Origin of the sequence: Stenotrophomonas sp. 24(2023), assembly GCF_030913365.1 — a bacterium.
Classification (GTDB): Bacteria; Pseudomonadota; Gammaproteobacteria; order Xanthomonadales; family Xanthomonadaceae; genus Stenotrophomonas.
On the sequence record NZ_CP133160.1, the window covers coordinates 882,065 to 905,314 of the forward strand.

The 23,250-nt window shown below is 68.8% G+C and carries 19 protein-coding genes; 11 read left to right on the forward strand and 8 right to left on the reverse strand.

The genetic code is table 11. The annotated features are described in order from the left end of the window. Position 1: 1 nt before the first annotated feature. Entirely contained in the window at positions 2–1,288 is a 1,287-nt protein-coding gene (locus Q9R17_RS03930; RefSeq protein ID WP_308157145.1) for an aminotransferase class V-fold PLP-dependent enzyme, read from the reverse strand. Between the two features lie 183 nt (positions 1,289–1,471). Here Q9R17_RS03930 and Q9R17_RS03935 point away from each other — a divergent pair, with 183 nt between their 5' ends. The 3 genes from Q9R17_RS03935 to Q9R17_RS03945 all read left to right on the forward strand — a co-directional run bounded on the left by Q9R17_RS03935 (position 1,472) and on the right by Q9R17_RS03945 (position 4,442). Then, positions 1,472–2,203, forward strand: coding sequence for a response regulator transcription factor (locus Q9R17_RS03935; RefSeq protein WP_308157146.1), 732 nt, complete (start codon positions 1,472–1,474; stop codon positions 2,201–2,203). A gap of 3 nt (positions 2,204–2,206) precedes the next feature. Then, positions 2,207–3,496 (forward strand): ATP-binding protein, encoded by a 1,290-nt coding sequence (locus Q9R17_RS03940; RefSeq protein ID WP_308157147.1) that lies wholly within the window; start codon positions 2,207–2,209, stop codon positions 3,494–3,496. A gap of 133 nt (positions 3,497–3,629) precedes the next feature. After that, positions 3,630–4,442 carry a MipA/OmpV family protein gene (locus Q9R17_RS03945; RefSeq protein WP_308157148.1) on the forward strand — a complete coding sequence of 271 codons (813 nt, stop codon included), beginning with the start codon at positions 3,630–3,632 and terminating at the stop codon, positions 4,440–4,442. Positions 4,443–4,486: 44 nt separating this feature from the next. On the opposite strand, the gene clpB is transcribed toward Q9R17_RS03945, so the two are convergent. Continuing rightward, positions 4,487–7,072, reverse strand: coding sequence for an ATP-dependent chaperone ClpB (clpB, locus tag Q9R17_RS03950; protein WP_308157149.1), 2,586 nt, complete (start codon positions 7,070–7,072; stop codon positions 4,487–4,489). Between the two features lie 186 nt (positions 7,073–7,258). After that, positions 7,259–8,071 carry a DUF3014 domain-containing protein gene (locus Q9R17_RS03955; RefSeq protein ID WP_308157150.1) on the reverse strand — a complete coding sequence of 271 codons (813 nt, stop codon included), beginning with the start codon at positions 8,069–8,071 and terminating at the stop codon, positions 7,259–7,261. A gap of 150 nt (positions 8,072–8,221) precedes the next feature. Here Q9R17_RS03955 and Q9R17_RS03960 point away from each other — a divergent pair, with 150 nt between their 5' ends. Continuing rightward, positions 8,222–8,722, forward strand: a complete 501-nt coding sequence (locus Q9R17_RS03960) for a hypothetical protein (RefSeq protein ID WP_308157151.1) — start codon at positions 8,222–8,224, stop codon at positions 8,720–8,722. Positions 8,723–8,813: 91 nt separating this feature from the next. Further along, a complete protein-coding gene (locus Q9R17_RS03965; protein ID WP_308157152.1) occupies positions 8,814–9,524 on the forward strand; it encodes a glutathione S-transferase in 711 nt (236 codons plus the stop codon). A 67-nt stretch (positions 9,525–9,591) separates the two neighbouring features. On the opposite strand, the gene Q9R17_RS03970 is transcribed toward Q9R17_RS03965, so the two are convergent. Next, on the reverse strand, positions 9,592–11,205 hold the full coding sequence (locus Q9R17_RS03970) for a hypothetical protein (RefSeq protein WP_308157153.1): 1,614 nt from the start codon (positions 11,203–11,205) through the stop codon (positions 9,592–9,594). Between the two features lie 168 nt (positions 11,206–11,373). Next, positions 11,374–11,850 (reverse strand): DUF3574 domain-containing protein, encoded by a 477-nt coding sequence (locus Q9R17_RS03975; RefSeq protein WP_308157154.1) that lies wholly within the window; start codon positions 11,848–11,850, stop codon positions 11,374–11,376. 235 nt (positions 11,851–12,085) lie between these two features. Here Q9R17_RS03975 and Q9R17_RS03980 point away from each other — a divergent pair, with 235 nt between their 5' ends. From Q9R17_RS03980 to otsA, 4 genes are all read left to right on the forward strand, one after another. Beyond that, complete coding sequence (locus tag Q9R17_RS03980; protein ID WP_308157155.1) at positions 12,086–14,530, forward strand: TonB-dependent receptor; 2,445 nt, start codon at positions 12,086–12,088, stop codon at positions 14,528–14,530. 135 nt (positions 14,531–14,665) lie between these two features. Next, the gene (otsB, locus tag Q9R17_RS03985; protein ID WP_308157156.1) at positions 14,666–15,424 is read left to right on the forward strand and encodes a trehalose-phosphatase; all 759 of its coding nucleotides are present in this window, start codon (positions 14,666–14,668) and stop codon (positions 15,422–15,424) included. A 39-nt stretch (positions 15,425–15,463) separates the two neighbouring features. Then, positions 15,464–17,245, forward strand: a complete 1,782-nt coding sequence (locus Q9R17_RS03990) for a glycoside hydrolase family 15 protein (RefSeq protein ID WP_308157157.1) — start codon at positions 15,464–15,466, stop codon at positions 17,243–17,245. Further along, complete coding sequence (gene otsA, locus Q9R17_RS03995) at positions 17,242–18,603, forward strand: alpha,alpha-trehalose-phosphate synthase (UDP-forming) (RefSeq protein WP_308157158.1); 1,362 nt, start codon at positions 17,242–17,244, stop codon at positions 18,601–18,603. Before Q9R17_RS03990 ends, otsA begins: the two co-directional genes overlap by 4 nt. Before the next feature lie 55 nt (positions 18,604–18,658). Here the strand turns inward: otsA and Q9R17_RS04000 are convergent, their stop codons facing one another. From Q9R17_RS04000 to rluD, 3 genes are read right to left on the reverse strand one after another with little or no spacing between them, the layout of a single operon-like run. Then, the gene (locus Q9R17_RS04000) at positions 18,659–19,078 is read right to left on the reverse strand and encodes a DCC1-like thiol-disulfide oxidoreductase family protein (RefSeq protein ID WP_308157159.1); all 420 of its coding nucleotides are present in this window, start codon (positions 19,076–19,078) and stop codon (positions 18,659–18,661) included. Next, entirely contained in the window at positions 19,078–19,851 is a 774-nt protein-coding gene (gene pgeF, locus Q9R17_RS04005; protein WP_308158270.1) for a peptidoglycan editing factor PgeF, read from the reverse strand. The genes Q9R17_RS04000 and pgeF overlap by 1 nt, the downstream gene beginning before the upstream one ends. Then, on the reverse strand, positions 19,845–20,834 hold the full coding sequence (rluD, locus tag Q9R17_RS04010; protein ID WP_308157160.1) for a 23S rRNA pseudouridine(1911/1915/1917) synthase RluD: 990 nt from the start codon (positions 20,832–20,834) through the stop codon (positions 19,845–19,847). Before rluD ends, pgeF begins: the two co-directional genes overlap by 7 nt. Before the next feature lie 113 nt (positions 20,835–20,947). Here rluD and Q9R17_RS04015 point away from each other — a divergent pair, with 113 nt between their 5' ends. Then, positions 20,948–21,832, forward strand: a complete 885-nt coding sequence (locus Q9R17_RS04015) for an outer membrane protein assembly factor BamD (RefSeq protein WP_308157161.1) — start codon at positions 20,948–20,950, stop codon at positions 21,830–21,832. A gap of 180 nt (positions 21,833–22,012) precedes the next feature. Continuing rightward, positions 22,013–23,212, forward strand: coding sequence for a lipase family protein (locus Q9R17_RS04020; protein WP_308157162.1), 1,200 nt, complete (start codon positions 22,013–22,015; stop codon positions 23,210–23,212). Positions 23,213–23,250 lie beyond the last annotated feature (38 nt).

Here is a 23,250-nt window from a genome sequence, read left to right on the forward strand (position 1 = left end):
CTCAGGCCCGCGCCAGGGCCTGGCCCAGGTCGGCCAGCAGGTCATCGATGTGCTCGATGCCGATCGACAGGCGCACGGTATCTTCGCTGACGCCGGCCTGCAGCAGTTCCGCCGGGCTCAGCTGCCGGTGCGTGGTGGAGGCCGGGTGGGTCGCCAGCGATTTGGCATCGCCCAGGTTCACCAGCCGGGTGAACAGCTGCAGGGCATCCAGGAAACGGGCACCTGCTTCGCGCCCGCCAGGCAGGCCGAAGGTCAGCACGCCCGAGCCCTGGCCGCCCAGGTAGCGCTGCGCCAACCCGTGCTGGTCGTCGCCCGGCAGGCCGGCATAGCGCACCCAGGCGACCTTGCTGTGCGCGGCCAGGAACTCGGCCACGGCCCGTGCATTGGCGTTGATGCGGTCCATGCGCAGGGCCAGGGTTTCAATGCCCTGCAGGATCAGGAAGGCATTGAACGGCGACAGCGCAGCGCCGGTGTTGCGCAGCGGCACCACCCGCGCGCGGCCGATGTAGGCTGCCGGGCCCAGGGCTTCGGTATAGACCACCCCGTGGTAACTGGGATCGGGTTGGTTCAGGCGCGGGAACCGTGCCGCCTGCGCCCGCCAGTCGAAACGGCCGGCATCGACGATGGCCCCGCCCAGGCTGGTGCCATGGCCGCCCAGGTACTTGGTCAGCGAATGCACCACGATGTCCGCACCGTGTTCGATCGGCCGCAGCAGGTAGGGCGTGGCCACGGTGTTGTCGACGATCAGCGGCACACCCGCCGCATGCGCGACATCGGCCAGCGCGGCGATATCGGTGATGTTGCCGCGCGGGTTGCCGATCGATTCGACGAACACCGCCTTGGTGCGGCCATCGATCAGCGTGGCGAACGCGGCCGGGTCGGCCGGATCGGCGAAGCGCGCCTGGATGCCGTACTGCGGCAGCGTATGCGCCAGCAGGTTCCAGGTGCCGCCGTACAGGGCACTGGAGGCGACGATGTTGTCGCCGGCCTCGGCGATGGTCTGCAGGGCATAGGTGATGGCCGCCTGGCCGGAGGCCAGCGCCAGCGCGCCGATCCCGCCCTCCAGCGCCGCCACGCGCTGTTCCAGCACATCGGTGGTGGGGTTCATGATGCGCGTGTAGATGTTGCCCTGTACCTTCAGGTCGAACAGGTCCGCACCGTGCTGGGTGTCATCGAAGGCATAGGCCACGGTCTGGTAGATCGGCACCGCCACCGCACGCGTGGTGGGGTCGGGGCGGTAGCCACCGTGTACGGCCAGGGTTTCCAGATGCCACTGCGGACCACTCATCGACGCCACTCCATGGGTTGGAAAGCACCCACCATAGGGCAGCCCGGCGGTCCAGCCAGAGAGCGGTTGGTGATCTGCTCACGCCGTCTGGTTATCAGGTTGGCGCCCATTCAGGCAGCAGGCAGGAGCGGTTGCTAGGCTGCGCCGCCAGGGCGCACTGCCCATTGGCATGGAGGCCATCGCATGCACACTCCCCCTTGGTTGTCCCCTGCCCGGCCGGCGGCCACACCGCAGGTGCTGCTGGTGGAGGACGACCGGCGCCTGGCCGAACTCATCGGCGATTACCTGCGCGAACATGGCTTTGCCGTGCAGCACGTGGCACGCGGCGACCTGGCCGGCGATGCCTGCCGGCAACATGCGCCGCAGCTGGTGGTGCTGGACCTGATGCTGCCCGGGCTGGGCGGCATCGATGTCTGCCGCCAGATCCGGGGCTTTTCCCAGGTACCCATCCTGATGCTCACCGCCTGCGAGGATGACGTGGACCAGGTGCTGGGCCTGGAATCGGGCGCGGACGACTACGTACTCAAGCCCGTGGAGCCCCGCCTGCTGCTGGCACGGCTGCGCGCGCTGCTGCGCCGCCAGTCGGTGGCCAGTGGTCACGACGGCGGGCGGCTGGAACATGGCCAGCTGCTGATCGATCGCCACCAGCGCGAGGTGCAGCTGCAGGGCCAGCGGGTGGAGGTAGGCACCACCGAATTCGAGATCCTGTGGCTGCTGGCCAGCCAGCCCGGCCAGGTGCTCTCGCGCGACCAGATCCTGCACGCCGTGCGCGGCATCGGCTTCGACGGCCAGGACCGCAGCGTGGATGTGAGCATCGGCAAGCTGCGCCGCAAGCTGGGCGACGATGCGCGCGAGCCGCGCCGCATCAAGACCATCTGGGGCCGCGGCTACCAGTTCAACCCGGTGGCTTGGTAGGCCATGCTGCGCCTGTTCCTGCGGTTGTGGCTGATTACCGGCACCTGCTTCGTGGTTTCGGTCCTGAGCCTGAATGTCATCCTGGACCATGTCTATGCGCCGGTGCTGGACAGCGTGTTCGCCGAGCAGGTGCGCGGACAGGTCTACGCCGTGCGCAGCGGCCTGTCCGGGCGCAGTGCCGAGGCGCAGCGCGCGCTGCTGCAGCAGTGGCAGCCGCATTACGGCATTGCGCTGGCCCTGCTGGATGGGCCGCCGGCACTGGATGCCGCCGAGCAGGCATCGCTGCAGAAGCACCGCTTCGTGGTGCGCGATAATTTCGAGCATGTCCTGCTGCCCATCGACGATGCGCAGGGACGCTGGGCAAGCCTGCGCCTGCCCGGCGAGGTCTCGCTGGCCCTGCACATGACCCTGCTGGCCTATGCCGGCATCTTGCTGCTGGTAGGGGCCTGCATTTTCCTGTGGGTACGCCTGCTGTGGCGTGACCTGGAAATCCTGCGTGGCCATGCCGACCGTATCGGCGCCGGCGAACTGCACGCGCGTGCACAGGTATCGCCGCGCTCGCAGATCCGGGTCATCGTCGAGCATTCCAACCGCATGGCCGCACGCGTGGCCGAACTGGTGCAACGCCAGCGCGACCTGACCCATGCGCTTTCCCACGAACTGCGCACCCCCATCGCGCGCCTGTCCTTCGGTCTGGACCTGATGCAGGAAAGCGACGACCCGCAGCGACGCGCGCATCTGGCCGAAGGCCTGCGCGGTGATCTGGATGAGCTGAACCGGCTGGTCAGCGAACTGCTGGCCTATGAGCGTCTGGAGCAACCCGGCCAGGAGCCCCCGATGCAGCCCTTCGATGCGCCGCAGTGGCTGCACGAGAGCCTGGCCGATGCCCAGCGTGATGCCGAGCGCACGGGCAAGCAGCTGCGCGCCGCGCCAACCGCGCCCACCACTCTGGTCGGCAACCCACGCCTGCTGCAGCTGGCCCTGAACAACCTGGTCGGCAACGCGCTGCGCCATGCGCGCCATCGCGTGGACGTGGCGCTGTATCTGGATGGCGGACAGGCCTGCCTGCGCGTGGACGATGATGGCCCGGGCATTCCCGAGGCCGACCGTGACACGGTGCTGCGCCCGTTCACCCGGCTGGATGAAAGCCGCAGCCGCGATACCGGCGGCTTCGGCCTGGGCCTGGCCATCGTCCACCGCATCGCGCTGCGCCACGGCGGCGGCCTGCAGGTCGCGGCCAGCCCATACGGCGGCGCGCGGCTGGAACTGCGCTGGCCTCCGACTGGCGGCTGAACGCCCCACCGGCGGTTACAGAATTTTACAGGCGGGTTACACCTGCGGTGGGAACCGCGTGCGCCATCCGGGCAGGCTTGCCAGCCAGCAGCCGACCGGATGTCGCGCCGCACTTCCCTCGCAGAGAGTCGCCATGAGCCCTACCCGTCGCCCCGCCCTTCCCTTCCTGCTGCTTTCGAGCCTGCTGGCCCTGCCACTGACCGGCACGGCGGCCGACACCGGCGCCAGCGACCGTTGGACCAAGCAGCTGTCGGTCGGCGGGGGTGTCGCGCCGCGCTACAGCGGCAGCAAGGACTACCAGGCCGTACCGATGCTGTCGTTCGAGGCGACATCTCCCGGGGGCTGGTTTCTCGGTACCGGCGGGGTCGGCTGGAGCACGACGGTCGCCGGCCGCGCCAGCCTGCGTGGCTATGTGTCGGCCAGCAACAGCCGCCGCGACAAGGACGCCTTCCTGGAAGGTTCCGACCATCTGCGGGGCATGGGACGTATCCGCAGCCGTGCCATGGTCGGTGTGGCCGGTAGCTATGTGGTTGGCACGGCTGTGCTGACGGCAGGGCTGCAGTACACCCCGCGCGACAGCGATCGTGGCGACAACGGCCTGGCCACCGGCCACGCCGTACTGGGCGTGGACGTGCCGCTGTTCGCACTGGCCGGCGGCAAGCTCAGCGCCACCGGCTCGGCCGAGTACGGCAACAAGGGCTACATGCAGACCTGGTATGGCGTCACGGCTGCGCAGTCGGCCAGCTCGGGCTTCCGTGCGTTCACCCCCAAAGCCGGCTTCCACAGTGCCGGCCTGGGCCTGACCTGGCGCCGCGAACTGGGCGCACGCAGCGACTGGTTCATCAGCGTGGAAGGGGCCCGCCTGCTGGGCGATGCCGCCGACAGCCCGATCGTGCAGAAGGCCAACCAGTTCACCGCGATCAGCGGCTACAACCGGCGCTTCTGAGCCGTGGCCGCAGCAGGGCCGGGCATCACCCGGCCCCTGCTGCATCAGGCACGCTGGAACCCCAACTGGCCACCGGCGGCATCCACCGCGATGGTGTCGCCCGTGCTGAAAGTACCGGCCAGGATCTTCTGCGCCAGCGGATTCTCCAGCTGCGCCTGGATGGCGCGCTTCAGCGGCCGCGCGCCATAGACCGGATCGAAGCCGACGTTGCCCAGCAGGTCGAAGGCCGCATCGGACACCTGCAGTTTCAGGCCGCGCTCGGCAAGGCGCTTTTCCAGGCCACGCATCTGGATGCGTGCGATCTGCTTGATCTGCGGTTTGTCCAGCGGATGGAACACCACGATGTCGTCCAGCCGGTTGATGAATTCCGGGCGGAAGTGCGCCTGCACCACGCCCATCACCGCCGCCTTCATCTGCAGGTAGGCCTCCGGACTGTCATCGCTGCCCATGTCCTGGATCTGGTGCGAGCCCAGGTTGGAGGTCATCACGATGACGGTATTGCGGAAGTCCACCGTGCGGCCCTGGCCGTCGGTCAGGCGGCCATCGTCGAGCACCTGCAGCAGGATGTTGAACACATCGGTGTGCGCCTTCTCCACTTCGTCCAGCAGGATCAGCGAGTACGGGCGGCGGCGCACCGCCTCGGTCAGGTAACCGCCTTCCTCGTAGCCCACGTAGCCCGGGGGCGCACCGATCAGGCGGGCCACGCTGTGCTTTTCCATGAACTCGCTCATGTCGATGCGGATCATGGCGTCGGCACTGTCGAACAGGAACTCGGCCAGCGACTTGCACAACTCGGTCTTGCCCACGCCGGTCGGGCCCAGGAACAGGAACGAGCCGCTGGGGCGGTTCGGGTCGGACAACCCGGCGCGCGAACGCCGCACCGCATCGGATACGACCTTGATCGCCTCTTCCTGGCCGACCACGCGCTCATGCAGCACCTGCTCCATGCGCAGCAGCTTGTCACGCTCACCTTCCAGCATGCGGTTGACCGGAATACCGGTCCAGCGCGAGACCACCTCGGCGATCTCCTCGTCGGTCACCCGGTCCTGCACCAGCTTGAAATCGTTGTTTTCCGCTTCCTGCGCGGCCAGCAACTGCTTTTCCAGCTGCGGCAGCTGGCCGTACTGGATTTCGCTCATCCGCGCGAAATCCTGGCGGCGCTGCGCCGATTCCAGCTCCAGGCGGGCCTGCTCGATCTGTTCCTTGATCTTCGTGGCCCCCTGCAGCGCAGCCTTTTCCGATTTCCAGATCTCGTTGAGGTCGGAAAATTCGCGCTCCAGCCCGTCGATATCGCCTTCCAGGTCGGCCAGGCGCTGCCGCGAAGCCTCGTCCTTCTCCTTCTTCAGCATCTCGCGCTGGATCTTCAGCTGGATCACGCGGCGTTCCAGGCGGTCCAGTTCTTCCGGCTTGGAGTCGATTTCCATGCGCAGGCGCGAGGCCGCCTCGTCCATCAGGTCGATGGCCTTGTCCGGCAGCTGGCGGTCGGTGATGTAGCGGTTGGACAGCGTGGCGGCGGCAACGATGGCCGGATCGGTGATCTCCACGCCATGGTGCACCGCGTACTTTTCCTTCAGGCCACGCAGGATCGCGATGGTGTCCTCCACCGTCGGCTCGCCCACGATCACCTTCTGGAAACGACGCTCCAGCGCAGCATCCTTCTCGATGTACTTGCGGTACTCATCCAGCGTGGTGGCGCCCACGCAGTGCAGCTCGCCGCGTGCCAGCGCCGGCTTGAGCATGTTGCCGGCATCCATCGCGCCGTCGGCCTTGCCGGCACCGACCATGGTATGCAGCTCATCGATGAACAGGATGATCTGGCCTTCGCTCTTGGCCAGGTCGTTGAGCACGCCCTTCAGGCGCTCCTCGAACTCGCCACGGAACTTGGCCCCGGCGATCAGCGCGCCCATGTCCAGCGACAGCACGCGCTTGCCGCGCAGGCCTTCGGGCACTTCGTCGTTGACGATGCGCTGGGCCAGGCCTTCGACAATCGCGGTCTTGCCCACGCCCGGTTCGCCGATCAGCACCGGGTTGTTCTTGGTGCGCCGCTGCAGCACCTGGATGGTGCGGCGGATCTCCTCATCGCGGCCGATCACCGGGTCGAGCTTGCCGCTCTCGGCGCGCGCGGTCAGGTCGATGGTGTACTTCTCCAGCGCCTGCCGCTGTTCTTCGGCGTTTTCCGACTGCACGCTCTCGCCGCCGCGCAGCTTGTCGATGGCGGCCTGCAGGCGGGTCTTGTCAGCGCCGGCGGCGCGCAGCGCCATGCCCAGCGTGCCGCTGTCTTCCAGCGCGGCCAGCACGAACCACTCGCTGGCGATGAAGGCATCGCCGTTCTGCTGGGCCAGCTTGTCGGTGTGGTTGAGCAGGCGCCCGAGGTCATTGCCCATCGACACGCTGCCGGCCTGGCCGGACACCTTCGGCAGTGCATCCAGCGCCTCGGTCAGGCGCTCGCGCAGCACCGGCACGTTCACGCCGGCCTGGGCCAGCAACGGGCGCGTGCTGCCGCCCTGCTGGTCCAGCAGCGCGCTGAACAGGTGAGCCGGTTCGATGATGCTGTGGTCGCGGCCCACGGCCAGCGACTGCGCGTCAGCCAGCGCCTGCTGGAAACGCGAGGTGAGCTTGTCCATCCGCATTGCGAATCCTCATCGGTCATCAAGGGCCGGCCCGCGCCGGCGATGCAGGAAAGATGCGGATGCCCCACCCCGTTTCAAGGGTGGCTGCGACTGGCCCCCGGCGTCCTTCAGCCGGGGGCCAGCATGCAACGGGCGGTGTGGGCGGCGCGTTGATCCCGCGCAAGCCCCCCAAGCCGGGCGGCAGGGTCAGCCGCGTGTCACCACGGCGCGCAGGGCCCGCAACTGCTGCTTCACCGCCCGCTCCTGCTGCAGGTCCAGGCGCAGCAGGGCCTTCTGCCCCACCGAACGGGACTGCAGCGCCGGATCGGCGAAGCGGTAGCGGCCACGCTCGTCGCGTTCCACCGCCAGCGGCCGCGCCGGTTCCGGCGTGGCCAGCAGGTGGTCGATCACCTGCACCAGCCGGTCGTTGAAGTACGCGTCAGGGCGGCCAAGGCTGGCATAGGCCTTCTGCACCAACGGGTAGAAGCGCAGATAGGCCGTGCCCAGCGCGTCGGCGTCGGCGGCCGTGAAAGCCTTCACATAGGGGGCGTAGCGCGCGGCATTGGCCGGCGCCAGCTGCGGGGTACCGTCCGCGCCCGCGTCCACCTGCAGTTCGCCTGGCAGGGGCCGCAGCGCCAGCGCGGTGGGCGGCACGCTCGGCTTGTCCAGGTTGTCGATGTGGGTGACCAGCCGCTGGATCAGGAATTCACGCATCACCGGGGCCAGCACGCCCTCGCCCGGGAACAGCGACGCCAGCGCATTCCAGGCCGTCGCATCACTGTCGGCCAGCGCTGGCAGGGCCGGGTCGGCGGCCGCCTCGGTATCCAGCGGGTGCTGGATGGCGGCGGCGGGTGAAGGCGGTGCTGCGGCCGGCGGCCCGGCGGTGGCCGGCAACGGGGCTTCCACCGTGGCCGGTGCCGCACCACCTGGGGCGAACTGATCGCGGAACAACCACGCCCCTGCGCCGCCGATCACCACCACGCCCACGATCCAGGGCCATACTGCTTTTCCACTCTGCATGACGCAGTACCTCGTCTTTCTGCTGCATGAACCTGTGTGACCGGCCCACGGCAGGACGGTTCCCCGCCCATTCGGGCGGCGTTCGGGTTGTGCGTTGACAGCGTGTGGCGGGCGCGGCCCAATGTTGTTTCCCTGCAATGGAATGCCTGCATGCTGCTGCGCCCCGAGCCAGTGCCCTTCCGCATCAGCACTGTCGACCTGAGCCTGCTCTACCGCGAACAGGACCTCAGCGCGCAGGTGCATGTGGAAGCCCAGTCACTGGCCGACTACGAGGCACGCACCGGCCTGCACTACCGTGCGCTGCAGGTGTGGTTCGAGGGCGTGCACGAGGCACGCTGCCGGGGCGGCAGTTTCCATGAGATGCACCATGGCGATATCCAGCTGGAACAGGCGCCTGCCGATGAGATCCAGCACTGGCGTGATACCGGTCACTGCCCGTTTTCCGGCCTGTACCGGGCGCTCGAACACCCGGGCCTGGCGGCCCTTCGCGCCCACTATGATCCGCACGGCCTGCGCGACCTGCAGCTGTTCATCCTGACCGGCAACGACAGCTATCTGGAAATCCTGGCCACGGGCTACCGCTATGCGCTGGCCGACACGCTCAACCGCCAGGACACCCTCACCATCGGCCCCGCCGCGCCGGCCGGTTGATCGCCTGCCGGCCGCGCGCCGTGGCCACACGCTCACGCGTGCTTTGCACGCCACGCGCGAGGCTGTGGGCCTGCCTTCCCGGAGAATCCCCATGCAGTACGCGCTGTACTACTGGACCGGCATCCAGGGCCGCGGTGAGTTCGTGCGTCTGGCACTGGAAGATGCCGCTGCCGATTACATCGACATGGCCCGCGTGCATGGCGATGCGGTGATGGATGCCTTCCTGGCCGGTGATGGCGAAGGCTGCGCGCCGTTTGCCCCGCCCTTCCTCAAGGCCGGGCGGCAGGTCGTTGCGCAGGTCGCGGCGATCCTCGATTTCCTCGGGCCCACGCTGGACCTGGTGCCACAGGCCGCGTCACGGCGGGTGCAGGCACTGCAGCTGCAACTGACCATCGCCGACCTGGTGGCCGAGGTGCATGACACCCACCATCCCATCGCCGCCTCGCAGTACTACGAAGACCAGAAGCGCGAAGCGAAGGCGCGGGCCACTGAAACCCGGGGCCAGCGCCTGCCGAAGTTCCTGGGCTATTTCGAACAGGTGCTCGCCGCCAACGGCGGCCGCCATCCGCTGCGCACGCATTCCTACGTGGACCTGTCGCTGTTCCAGCTGCTCAGCGGCCTGGACTACATGTTCCCGCTGCGCATGCAGGCCCTGTGGCCTTCCCTGCCGTTGCTGGCCGCGCTGAAGGCGCGCGTGGCGCAGCGGCCGAACATCGCGGCCTACCTGGCCTCCGAACGCCGGCTGCCGTTCAGCACCCAGGGCATCTTCCGCCATTACCCCGAGCTGGATGGCACGGCATGAGGCCGGGCATGGCCCGGCCTGATGGGGATGAACAACGGTAACGCCGGGCCGCGCCCAGCATCACCGGTCAATGCCCGGCGCGCTCTGCCAGCGGCTTCACCGGCTGCTTCTGCAGCGACAGCAGGCCCAGCAGCACGGCCAGCGCCACATAGGCGCCGGTGAACTGCCAGCTGATCACCCGGGCCAGGCCCTGCAGGTCCCACGGCAGGTAGATGCCACCGCGCGGGTCCACCGAGTGGATCAGCCCGAACAGGGTCAGCACGGCCGCCACCAGCAGGAAGCCGCAGGCGCGGCGCAGGCGGCCGTCGATCATCGCCGCCACGGTGGCGATCCACAGCATCGCGGTGATGATGAAACCATTGCCCAGTGCGAAGATCACCGCCAGTTCCGGCAGGCCGTGGCCGTCGACCTGGGTCAGCAGCGCGGCCATCTGCTCGGCCGGAATCCAGCCCGGCGCCTTGATCGCCAGCAGGTAGGCCGCCGACGGCAGGAAGCCCAGCACCATCGCACCGGCATGCTGGCGCGGGGTGGCCTGGAAGGCCTGGGTGGTGATGTCGATGGAGACGTACACGATGATCGGTGCCAGCACCGCCAGCGGCAGCCACTGCACCAGCCCGGAGATGATGCCGAGCATGCCGCCGATGCCGACGAACAGGCCGGTCAGCAGCGTGTAGCCGCTGCGGGCCCCCATGTGCTTGTACGCCGGCTGGCCGATGTACGGCGTGGTCTGCGCCACGCCGCCGCAGACACCGGCCACCAGCGTGGCCACCGCCTCGACCAGCAGGATGTCACGGGTGCGGTAGTCATCGCCGGCCGCACGCGCGCTCTCGGACACGTTGATGCCACCGACCACCATCAGCAGGCCGAACGGCAGCAGCAGCGGCAGGTAGGTCATGGCCGTGGGCAGGCCCTCGATGAAGCCCAGCGTGGGCAGCGGCAGCACCACCTGCGGCGGCACCCAGGCCGGAATCGCAAAGCCCGGCACGCCCAGCCCGGCCAGTCCCAGCCCGTAATACAGCACCGTACCGAACACGAAGGCCAGCAACACGCCCGGGCCACGCACCGGCAGCTTGCCCTTGGCGATCAGCACGTACAGCAGCAGCCCCAGGGTGGTGAAGCCCACCAGCGGCGAACGCAGGGTTTCCAGCAGCGGCAGCAGGCCCATCAGCACCAGCGCGATGCCGGCGATGGACCCCAGCAGCGCCGCACGCGGCAGCGCGCGGGTCACCGCTTCGCCGAAGAAGGACAGCACGAACTTCAGCACGCCCATGATGACCAGCGAGGCCATGCCCAGCTGCCAGGTGGCGATGGCCGCCGCATGCGGGTCCAGGCCCTGCTGCTTGAAGGCAACGAAGGCCGGGCCCAGCACCAGCAGGGCCATGCCGATGCTGGTCGGTGCATCCAGGCCCAGCGGCATGGCGGTGACATCATCGCGGCCGGTGCGCGCAGCCAGGCGGCGGGCCATCAGGGTGTACAGCAGGTTGCCGACCAGCACGCCGAAGGCGGTGCCCGGGAACATGCGGCCGAACACCACCTCGGCCGGGAACTGGAAGATGCCGACCAGGGCCATGGCGATGAAGCCGAGGATGGAGAGGTTGTCGACGACCAGGCCGAAGAAGCCATTGAAGTCGCCGGCGACGAACCAGCGCCGCGGCGTGGCGGCAGGGGCGGGAGCGGGCATGGAAGGGGCTGCGGTGGGGGGTGGGGACGGCCGATGGTAGGGCCAGCGCGGGCCGGATTCCATGGCTCTGTTTGGGTTTCTGTGTACCGGGATGCGGCCGGAGCCGCATCCACGCATGGCGTGGTTCTACCGCGCTACGCCGGCCGCAGGCTCATGCGGCCACGCTGCTCAGAAGGAGACGTCCACCGCCTGCCGCGACCACAGCACCGACTGGTGGTGGGTCTTCTGCTTCCACGCCAGGCGGATGGCCTCGATGTCGGCACGACGCTGCGGGGTGTCTTCATGCAGCACCACCAGCACCTTGGTACGCAGCCGGTTGGGCGCGGCATCGCCGCGGAACAGCCACTGGCCGTAGGCATCGAACACGGTCAGGCCATCGGGGAAGCGCGGCGTGACTTCCTTGTCCAGGAACTCGCGCCACTGCGCATCGCTGATGGTGTCCGCCTGCGGGCGGTTGCCGGCGCCCTGCTCTTCGCCCACGCCGAAGTACAGCTCACTGCGCACCCAGCCGCTGGCCTTGGCCGGGCGCGCGGCATCACCGGCCATGCTCGGCGCGGTGGCATAGGCACTGGGCGTGGTGGAGGACAGGCTGGCACAGCCGCTGGTGGCCAGCAGCACGGCAAACACGAGGCCAAGGCGTTTCATGGGGGCACAACTCCAGGGGAAGGGGCTGGAAAACACGACGGGGCACGGAGCGTACACCCGCGTTTCGGTTGCCGTTGCAACCAGTTCGACTCATGCCGCAGGGGCATGAGCTGATGCGATCAGGGACAGGGGTTGCGCCCACATCGATCATCACGCGAATATAATATATCTCTTCATCCGAATGGATGTAAGTGTAACTATCTCCCCCTTCCACGTCGTTGTTGCTGAGGTCTGCATGTCCCCCCGCCTGTCCGCGTCGCCCCTGGGCCTCGCCATCGCCCTTGCGTTGTCCCCTTCCCTCGCCCTGGCCCAGGACGCCGCCAAGCAGGACGCCACCAACCTCGACACCGTGATCGTCACCGGCACGCGCGCCTCCAACCGCACCGTGCTCGAATCGACTTCGCCGGTGGACGTCCTCACCGCTGAAGACATCCGCAAGGCCGGCGTGGTCAACGGCGAGCTGGGCAGTGCGCTGCAGGCGCTGCTGCCGTCGTTCAACTTCCCGCGCCAGTCCAACTCCGGCGGTGCCGACCACGTGCGCGCCGCGCAGCTGCGCGGGCTGTCCCCGGACCAGGTGCTGGTGCTGGTCAACGGCAAGCGCCGCCACCACAGCGCGCTGGTGAACACCGACAGCAAGATCGGCAAGGGCACCACACCGGTGGATTTCAATTCCATTCCGGTCAGCGCGATCAAGCGCATCGAAGTGCTGCGCGACGGTGCCGGCGCGCTGTACGGCTCCGATGCGGTGGCCGGGGTGATCAACGTCATCCTCGATGACGGCGGCGACGGTGGCGTGGTCGAGGCCAGCTACGGTGCCAACCACACCGATCTCAAGCCGATCGGCCGCACCCTCACCGATGGCCAGACCGGCAACATCACCGCCAAATTCGGCAAGACGCTGGGCGAGAACGGCGGCTTCATCCGCGCCGGCGTGGAGTACAAGCACCACGACGGCACCAACCGCGCCGGCTTCGACCAGATTCCGCCATGGGACCAGAGCCCGGCCAACCTTGCCCTGCAGGGCAAGCGCAACTACGTGCTCGGCGACAGCGCCACGCGTGATACCAACCTGTGGTTCAACGGCCAGCTGCCGTTCGGCCAGAGCTCGACCTTCTACGCCTTCGGTACGTACAACAAGCGCAATTCCGAGGGTGCCAACTACTTCCGCTACCCCGACAGCGACGCCAACTGGACCCAGGTCTACCCCAACGGCTACCGCCCGGTCTCGCTGGGTGACAACCGCGATCTGCAACTGGTGGCCGGTGCCCGTGGCCAGTGGTCGGACTGGACCTACGACGCCAGCGTCGACCATGGCCAGAACGATTTCACCTACGGCCTGCGTGATTCGCTCAATGCCTCGCTCGGCCCGACCAGCCCGACCCGCTTCAAGACGGCCGACTACACCTATGCGCAGACCGTGGGCAACCTGGACGTGACCCGCGCGTTCGAACAGGCCCCCGGCATCACCCATACCCTGGGCCTGGGCGGTGAAGTCCGCCATGAGCGCTACCAGACGCGTCCGGGCGACCCGTCCAGCTATGCCGCCGGCCCGTTCACCGACCGCCCGACCGGCTCGCAGGCCGGTGGCGGCCTGACCCCGCAGGATGCCGCGCGCCTGTCGCGTGATGTCGCCAGCGTCTACGCCAGCCTGTCCAGCCAGTTCGGCGACCACTTCTCCACCGACCTGGCAGCGCGCTATGAACACTCCGATGACTTCGGCGGCGAACTGACCGGCAAGCTCGGCCTGCGCTACGAATTCACCCCGGCCTTCGCCCTGCGCGGCGCCCTCTCCAACAACTTCCGCGCCCCGTCGCTGGCGCAGATCGGCTATGAATCCACCTCCACCGGCTACAACGCCGGTGGCCAGCTGGTGCAGGGCCGCCTGCTGTCGGTCAACAATCCGATCGCCCGCGGCCTGGGCGCGACCGACCTGAAGCCGGAGAAGTCGCTCAACACCTCGCTGGGCTTCACCAGCCGCGTCGGCGAACACTTCGACCTGTCGCTGGACGTGTTCCAGATCGACATCGACGACCGCATCGCGCTGTCGGAAAGCATCACCGGCGATGCCCTGACCACCTTCGTGCAGCAGAATTACGGCGTCAACGGCCTGCAGAGCGCCAGCTTCTTCGTCAACGCCGCCGACACCCGCACCCGCGGTGCCGAACTGGTGAGCAACTGGCGGCAGTCGCTGGCCGGTGGCCAGCTGCTGCTGACCGGCACCTGGGCCTATGCCAAGACCACGCTGAAGAACACCCTGGCCACCCCGGCCGCACTGCGCGGGCTGAACGCCGACTACGTGCTGTTCGGCATCGAGGAAACCAACACGCTGACCGATGCCACCCCGCGCACCCGTGCATCGGTGTCGGGCACCTGGAGCAACGACCACTGGACCCTGACCAGCCGGGTCAACCGCTATGGCAGCGCCACCCGCGTGTTCAACTTCGGCGATGGCTACATCCCGCGCCAGACCTATTCGGCCAAGTACCAGCTCGATGCCGAAGTGGAGTACCGCGTCAACGCCAACTGGAGCGTGGCCGTGGGCGGGCAGAACCTGGGCGACACCTATTCGGATCGTTCCAACTCGGACATCTACTACTTCGGCAACCTGCCGTACGACGTGCTTTCGCCGATCGGCAGCAATGGCGCGTACTACTACGGCCGCGTGCGCTACACGTTCTGATCGCATCGGCGGCCTGTGCCCCGGCACGGGCCGTCCTGCATCCCGCCGGACCGGACCGGTACCGGCGGGTCGCTGGCGGGGTCACCGGGCGCGCCTCGACCCCGCCTACACGCGCGCGCTGGCATCGTGCGTGGCATGGCTGATGATCTCCCCCTGCGTCCGCCGCCACCGCTGCTGGACGATGCCTGTGCATTGTTCCTGGATGTCGATGGCACCCTGATCGAATTCTCCCAGCGCCCGGACACCGTGCAGTTGCTGCCGGACGTGCGCGAAGCGGTCGGCCGCATCAGCGACCGCCTGGAAGGTGCGGTGGCACTGGTCAGCGGCCGCCCGCTGGCGCAGATCGATGCCCTGTTCGCGCCCCTGCGGCTGCCCTCCGCCGGCCTGCACGGCCACGAACTGCGTGGCCAGGACGGCCAGGTCATCCGTGATGCGCACGATGACCACACCGGCGACTGGCTGCACGCGCTGCACCAGCAGGCCATGCGCTTCGCGCACGGGCATCCCGGCGTGCTGGTGGAAGACAAGGGGCCCAGCCTGGCCCTGCACTGGCGGGGCGCCCCGCACGCCGGCAACGATGTGCGGGCCTTTGCCGAACGCCATATCCGCGGCCACAGCGGGTACCGCCTGCAGCCGGGCGACCATGTGGTCGAGTTCGTACCAGTGGGCAGCGACAAGGGCCGCGCCGTGCGCAGGATGATGCAGTACCTGCCCTTCCGCGGCCGGTTGCCGGTGTTCATCGGCGATGACCTGACCGATGAATTCGGCTTCGATGCGGCCAATGGCCTGCATGGCTGGAGTGTACTGGTGGGTGAACGCGAACCCAGCGCGGCCGTGTTTTCCCTGCCGGACATACGCAGCGTGCACGCCTGGCTGCGTGAGAATGCCTACTGACGTGCCGCCCCCACGGCCGCAACCGAGATGTCCAGCGTGATGACCCAACCCGATCTTGATCTGGGCGTGGTCGGCAACGGCAGCTTCGGCGCCCTGCTCGACAAGCGCGCCCGCGTCGTCTGGAGCTGCCTGCCCACCTTCGACGGCGACCCCACCTTCTGCGCCCTGCTGGGGCCCAACCAGCAGGAGGGCGGCGATTTTTCCATCGAACTGGAAGACTTCGCCGGCAGCGAGCAGGCCTACCTGACCAACACCGCCATCCTGCGCACCGTGCTGCGCGACCGCCATGGCGGCGTGCTGGAAATCCTCGACTTCGCGCCCCGCTGGCGGCAGAACGACCGCTTCTACCGGCCGGTCAGCCTGGTCCGCCAGGTGCGCCCGCTCGCCGGCAGCCCGCGCATCATCGTGCGCGCGCGCCCACTGGCCGACTGGGGCGCGCGCGTGCCCGACTCCACCTGGGGCAGCAACCACGTGCGCTGGATCCTGCCCGACCACGTGCTGCGGCTGACCACCGACGTCCCCGTGCGCTTCGTCCGCGACGGGCTGCCGTTCGTGCTCAACCATCCCATCCACCTGATCCTGGGCGTGGATGAATCACTGACCCGGTCGATAAGCGGCTATGTCCAGGAAGCGTTCCAGCGCACGCGTGACTACTGGCGCGAATGGGTGCGCTACCTGTCCATTCCACTGGAGTGGCAGGACGCGGTGATCCGCAGCGCGATCACCCTGAAGCTGTGCCAGTACGAAGACAGCGGCGCGATCATCGCCGCGATGACCACCTCCATCCCGGAAGCACCCGGCAGCAGCCGCAACTGGGATTACCGCTACTGCTGGCTGCGCGATGCCGCCTTCGTGGTGCGCGCGCTGAACCGCCTGGGCGCCACCCGCACCATGGAGCAGTTCCTGGGCTACATCTTCAACATCGCCACCACCGACGGCACGCTGCAGCCGTTGTACGGCATTGGCTTCGAGGCCCGCCTGGACGAGGACGAGGTCCCCAGCCTGTCCGGCTACCGCGGCATGGGCCCGGTACGCCGTGGCAACCTGGCCTGGGTCCAGCGCCAGCACGATGTCTATGGCAGCGTGGTGCTGGCCTCCACCCAGCTGTTCTTCGACCGCCGCCTGCAGGACCCGGGCGATGCGCATGCCTTCGCGCGGCTGGAACCGCTGGGCGAGCAGGCCTTTGCCCTGCACGACGTGCCCGATGCCGGCCTGTGGGAATTCCGTGGCCGTACCGAGGTGCACACCTATACCAGCGCGATGTGCTGGGCCGCCTGCGATCGCCTGTGCAAGATCGCCATCCGCCTCAAGCGCGACGACCGCGCACAGTACTGGCGCGAGCGTGCGGACACCATCCACGCCCGCATCATGGACAAGGCGTGGAATGAAGATCTCGGCCACTTCACCGATGCCTTCGACGGGCACCGCCTGGATGCATCCCTGCTGCTGCTGGCGGACATCGGCTTCATCGCTGCCACCGATGCGCGCTTCATCGCCACCGTGGAGGCCATCGGGCGCGACCTCAAGCATGGCAACGCGCTGTACCGCTATGTCGCCCCGGATGATTTCGGCGCACCGGAAACCAGCTTCACCATCTGCACGTTCTGGTACATCGATGCGCTGGCGGCGATCGGCCGGCTGGACGAAGCACGGGCGATGTTCGAGACCCTGCTGGAACAGCGCAACCACCTGGGCCTGCTGTCGGAAGACCTGGCCTTCGACACCGGCGAGGCCTGGGGCAATTTCCCGCAGACCTATTCCCATGTGGGCCTGATCACGGCAGCCATGCGCCTGTCGCGCTCCTGGCAGGATGCCTCGTGAGCCGCCTGGTGGTGGTGTCCAACCGCGTCGCCGTGCCCGGGGAGAACCGCGCCGGTGGCCTGGCCGTTGGCCTGCTGGCGGCACTGCGCGAGCGCGGCGGGCTATGGTTCGGCTGGAGCGGCAGGAGCACGCGCGAAAGCGGCGCACTGCATGAGCAGCGCGACGGCGACATCCGCTTCGTGACCATGGACCTGTCCAAGCGTGATGTCGATGGTTACTACAACGGCTTCGCCAACCGCACGCTGTGGCCGTTGCTGCACTTCCGGCTGGACCTGGTGGACTACGATCGCGGCACCCGCGAGATCTACCACCAGGTCAATGCGCTGTTCGCCGACAGGCTCGCCCCGCTGCTGCGCGACGACGATATCGTCTGGATCCACGACTACCACCTGATCCCGCTGGCGGCGATGCTGCGCGAGCGCGGCATCGGTTGCCGCATCGGTTTCTTCCTGCACATCCCGATGCCCTCGGCCGACCTGCTGCAGGCGATGCCCGACCACCTGCGGCTGTTCTCGGCGCTGTATGCCTACGACCTGGTCGGCTTCCAGACCCAGCGCGATGCCGATCGCTTCCAGACCTACGTCCGCCTGTTCGGCGGTGGCACGGTGCTGGGCGATGGCACGCTGCAGGCGCCGGGCGGACGCCGCTTCCGTGCGGCCGCGTTCCCGATCGGCATCGACACCGCGCTGATCGCCCAGCAGGCCGCCACCGCCGTCGGCAAGAGTGCGGTGAAGGACCTGCGTGCCAGCCTGCGCAACCGGCAGCTGGCCATCGGCGTGGACCGCCTGGACTACTCCAAGGGGCTGCCGGAACGCTTCCAGGGCTTCGAGCGTTATCTCGAACGCCATCCCGACCAGCGCGGCACGCTCACCTACCTGCAGATCGCCCCGGTCTCACGTGGCGATGTCACCGAATACCGGCAGCTGCGCAGCCAGCTCGAACAGACCGCCGGCCACATCAACGGCGGCCATGCCGCACCGGACTGGACGCCGCTGCGCTACGTCAACCAGAACTTCACCCATGCCACCCTGACCGGCTTCTACCGTGCCGCCGCCGTGGGGCTGGTGACGCCGCTGCGCGATGGCATGAACCTGGTGGCCAAGGAATACGTCGCCTCGCAGGACCCGGACAATCCTGGCGTGCTGGTGCTGTCCCTGCTGGCCGGTGCCGCCGACGAACTCAAGCAGGCGCTGCTGGTGAACCCCTACGATCTGGACGGCATGGCCGATGCCATCGCCACTGCGGCGACGATGTCGCTGCGCCGGCGCCAGGAACGCTGGCACGCGATGATGGAGCACCTGCGCACCTACGACATCAACCATTGGCGGCGCAGCTACCTGGCGGCATTGGAAGCATGAAGCCCGTTGCCCACACGAACGCGCGCCGCTAGCGCCGGGCCATGCCCGGCGGGGATCAATCCAGGAACCGCGCTACCTCGTCGGGAGCTGGCAGATAGCAGGCGTCATGCCGCCCGAACCAGCGGTAGCGGTTGCGCGCCAGCGCGCGGTAAGCCACATCACGCCAGTGGCGCGGCAGCCACCGCAGCACCCCGGCCAGTCGCCAGGCGCCGCCCAGCCCCACCAGCACGCGCACGATGGCATCGGTATCGGTCCAGGCGCCCTCCCCGTCCACCAGCAGGAACGACAACGGGTCCTTCGGGTCCAGCCCGTGGGTAAGCAACAGCGCGCTGCCCTGTGTGCCCTGCATGGCGGCAAAACGGTAGCGCCTGCGGCGATCGAAGCGCAGCAGGAAACGGACCCAGCGGCTGCAGAGCGCGCACACGCCGTCGAAGACGATGGTCGCCTCGGCCGCGGGAGCGTGCGCGCCGGGCATCAGCCCATCCACACCAGCGTGGCCATGCGCCCGGTGCGCCGGTCACGGCGGTGCGAGAACAGGTCCGCATCGGCCATCGTCGACAGCGTGCCGCCGTGGATGTCGCTGGCGGCCAGGCCCGCGGCCTGCAGGCGCATCCGCGCCAGTGCGTACAGGTCCACTTTCCAGTGCCCGGGCCGGGTCGCCACGAACGCATGGCCGGCACTGGCGTCATGGCCGACGAAGGCGTGGAAGACATCCTCGCCGATCTCGTAATCCGCCGGGCCCGCTGCCGGCCCCAGCCAGGCACGCAGCTGGCCTGGAGCGGTCTGCATCGCCGCCACCGTGGCTTCCAGCATGCCATCGGCCAAGCCGCGCCAACCGGCGTGGGCCGCACCGATCTCGCTGCCATCGGCCGCCGCGAACACCACCGGCAGGCAATCAGCGGTCAGGATCGCCAGCACCACGCCCGGGGTCGCGGTCACCGCCGCATCGGCCACCGGCTCGGCCGCGCCCGCCAGGGGGGCGGTATCGAAACGCAGCACGGTGGTGCCATGGACCTGGCGCAGCCAATGCGGCGCCGAGGGCAGCGCCAGGCCCTGCGCCAGCAACGCCCGGTTCTGCTCTACCCGCGCCGGATCATCGCCATCGGCCGCGTGCCGGTTGCCCAGGTTGAACTGGTCGAACGGGGCGTGCGACACCCCGGTGCCATGACGCCGGGTGGTCAGCGCATGCACCCCCGGCGGCGCCGGCCAGTCGGCCTGCAGCAACGGCAGCGGCGCGGTGCTCACCAGCGGTCCCGCTCGCGTTCGGCGAACGCTTCGCTGTCCTCGCGCAGCACCTTCATCAGGTGCAGCATGTCCGCCGGCACCGGGGCGGTGTTGCGCACCGGCTCGCCGGTGACCGGGTGGCTGAATTCCAGCGTTTCGGCGTGCAGCGCCTGGCGCTTGAAGCCACGCAGCGCGGCCACCAGTTCATCGCTGGCCCCCTTGGGCAGCTTCAGCGCACCGCCGTACAGCGGGTCACCGACGATCGGGTGGCGGATATGCGCCATGTGCACGCGGATCTGGTGCGTGCGGCCGGTTTCCAGGCGGCACTCCAGCGCCGTGTGTGCGCGGAAACGCTCACGCAGGCGGTAGTGGGTGACCGCGTCCTTGCCATCCTCGCGCACGCCCATCTTCAGGCGGTCACGCGGGTGGCGGTCGATCGGCGCGTCCACCGTGCCGCCGGCCACCAGCGGGCCCATCACCACGGCCAGGTACTGGCGGTGCACGTCGCGCGCGGCCAGCTGCTCGACCAGCGCGGTCTGCGCTTCCAGCGTGCGGGCCACCACCATCACGCCGCTGGTGTCCTTGTCCAGGCGGTGCACGATGCCCGCACGCGGCAGCACCGCCACGGACGGGTCGCGGTACAACAGCGCGTTGACCAGCGTGCCACTGCTGTTGCCGGCCCCCGGGTGCACCACCAGGCCGACCGGCTTGTTGATGACCAGCAGGTGCTCATCCTCGAACAGCACGTCCAGCGGGATGTCCTCCGGCTCGGCGTGGGTCTGGGTGTCGAGCACCGCCTGCAGGGTGACCTGCTCGCCGCCGCGGACCGGATCGCGGGGGCGCACGGCGGCCCCGTCCAGCAGTACATCGCCGGATTTGATCCACTCGGTCAGGCGCGAACGGGAGAATTCGGGGAACAGTTCGGCCACCACCGCGTCGAAACGGCGGCCGGCGGAGGTGTCGGGAATGGTGGCCTGGCGGGCCATTTCGGGGGCTTGTTCAGACATATCGGGGGTGTGGAACGAAAATTTAGGGGGTCCGGCCGTCGGTTTCAGTCGCTGGACAGGCCACTAGGCTATCATCGACCCTTCGTATTCCAGCCGCGTCCCGCCTCGACCTCATGATCCGACGCTCCGCCCTGCTCTCTGCGCCCGTCCGCCTCACCGCCCTGCTGCTGGTGTTGGTCATCGCCGCTACCGGCTGCCACCGTGGTGCCAAGGCCGACCGCCCCGACGAAGGAGTCCCGGCGGAGCAGCTGTACGAAAAGAGCCACAAGCTCATGCAGGGCGGCAACTGGAGCGGTGCCGAAGCCAGCTTCCGCCGCCTGATCGCCCAGTACCCGTACGGCCCGTACACCGAGCAGGCGATGATCGAAACCGCCTACGCCCAGTACAAGGCCGGCAAGCACGATGACGCGGTGTCCAGCATCGACCGCTTCATCCGCACCTACCCGACCCACCGCAACATCGCCTACATGTACTACCTGCGCGGCCTGTCCAACGGCAACCGCAATACGGTGTTCCTGCGCCGCGTATGGTCCCTGGACTCGAGCCGCCGCGACCTGTCGACCCCGCACCAGGCGTATTCGGACTTCAACATCGTGGTGGACCGCTACCCGAACAGCCGCTACGCCGCCGATGCCCGCCAGCGCATGATCGAGCTGCGTGACGTGTTCGCCCAGTACGAGCTGGACAACGCCCTGTACTACCTGCGCCGCGACGCCTGGGTGTCTGCTGCCGGCCGCGCCAACTACCTGCTGGAAACCTACCCGCAGAGCGCGTTCCAGTACGATGCCGTGGCCGTGCTGGCCGAGGCCTACACCCACCTGGGCAACAAGACCCTGGCGGCCGACGCGCGCCGCGTGCTGGAACTGAACAAGCCCGACCACCCGTGGCTGGCCGGCAACTGGCCGAAGTACCCCTGGGCCATCCGCAAGCTCAACCCGTTCGCCGGCGAGAAATCGGCCAGCACCGGGGAACGCAACGCCCGCCTGGAACGCAAGTAAGCAAAGGCCCCGCAAGGGGCCTTTCTTTTTCCCTGGGGCCGCGCGCCCGGCAGCGCCCCTCACGCCGGCTAGGAAGGGTTGGAAACAGCGCCCACTGCGACCGCCATCGCAACGTGGCGATCCCCCGGGCCCACAGACTGCAGCGCAACGGCCCTCCCGGCCCGCTGGAGTCTCCATCCCATGTCCCGTCCCTGCCGCCGCCTCCGCTCCCCCGCCGGCCTGCTGGCCACGCTCCTGCTCGCGCTGTCCGCATCTCCGGCCGCCACCGCCGCACAGGCAGGCGACCTGGTCAGCGCCACGCCCTATCACGCCAGCTGGGTGCCCTCCCGGGCCGCCCAGGCCTACCGGCTGGTCTATCGCACCGCGGACCCCCACGGCAATCTCGCCCAGGCCACGGGCCTGCTGTACCTGCCGGCCGGTCCCGCCCCGGCCGGCGGCTGGCCGGTGGTCTCCTGGGCGCATGGCACCCAAGGCATCGCCGACCACTGCGCACCCTCGGTCTCCGGCCCCTACCAGCCCGAGCGTGATGGCCGTTTCCTGGACCAGTTCCTGGCGGACGGCTACGCCGTGGCGGCCGCCGACTACCAGGGCCTGGGCAGCCCGGGCGCGCACGTCTATCTGCATGTGCGTACCGCCGCACGCAACACCCTCGACCTGGTGACCGCCAGCCACCAGCTGCTGCCAGCGGGGCAGCTGTCGCCGCGCTGGGTATCGGTCGGCCACTCACAAGGGGCCGCCGCCGCCCTGGTCGCCGGGCACCTGGCAGCCCGCCAGCAGGACACGGGCCTGGATTACCGGGGCAGTTTCACCACCGGCACGCCGACCGCCGTCGAACTGACCGTGCTGGCCATGACGCCCGGCAACCGGGCCGCCAATCCCGGCGCACTCAACGCCTACCACGCCTATCTGCTCGATGGCCTGCTGCAGATGGCACCGCGGATCGACGCCGTGCTGAGCCCGGCCGGGCGGGCCCGGGTGGCCCAGGCGCGCCAGCTGTGCCTGGGCCCGTTGGCCACGGCGCTGGACGGTGCCAGCACCGGCGAGATGTTCACCGCGCCGCTGGCGCAGGTCGCGGGCATCGGGGCCCTGCTGCATGACTATCTCGGCGTGCCACGCCAGGGCTTCGGCCAGCCGCTGATGCTGGGCCATGGCCAGCACGACCGGGATGTGCCCTACCTCACCACCCTGCTGTATGCCACCGGGCTGGCCGTACGTGGTGAACCGGTCGCCTTCCGGCGCTACCCGGTGGATCACCGCGGCACCCTGGATGCGGCCACCGCCGATGGCCTGGCCTTCGTGCGCGCACGGCTGGGCGCTGGCCACTTCGATGGGCCCGCCGAGACCATCCGGCTGGAGCCGCTGCTCCAGGACGTGCCCTAGGCACGGCCGGATGCCCGCACTGCCGCCGGGCACTGCCC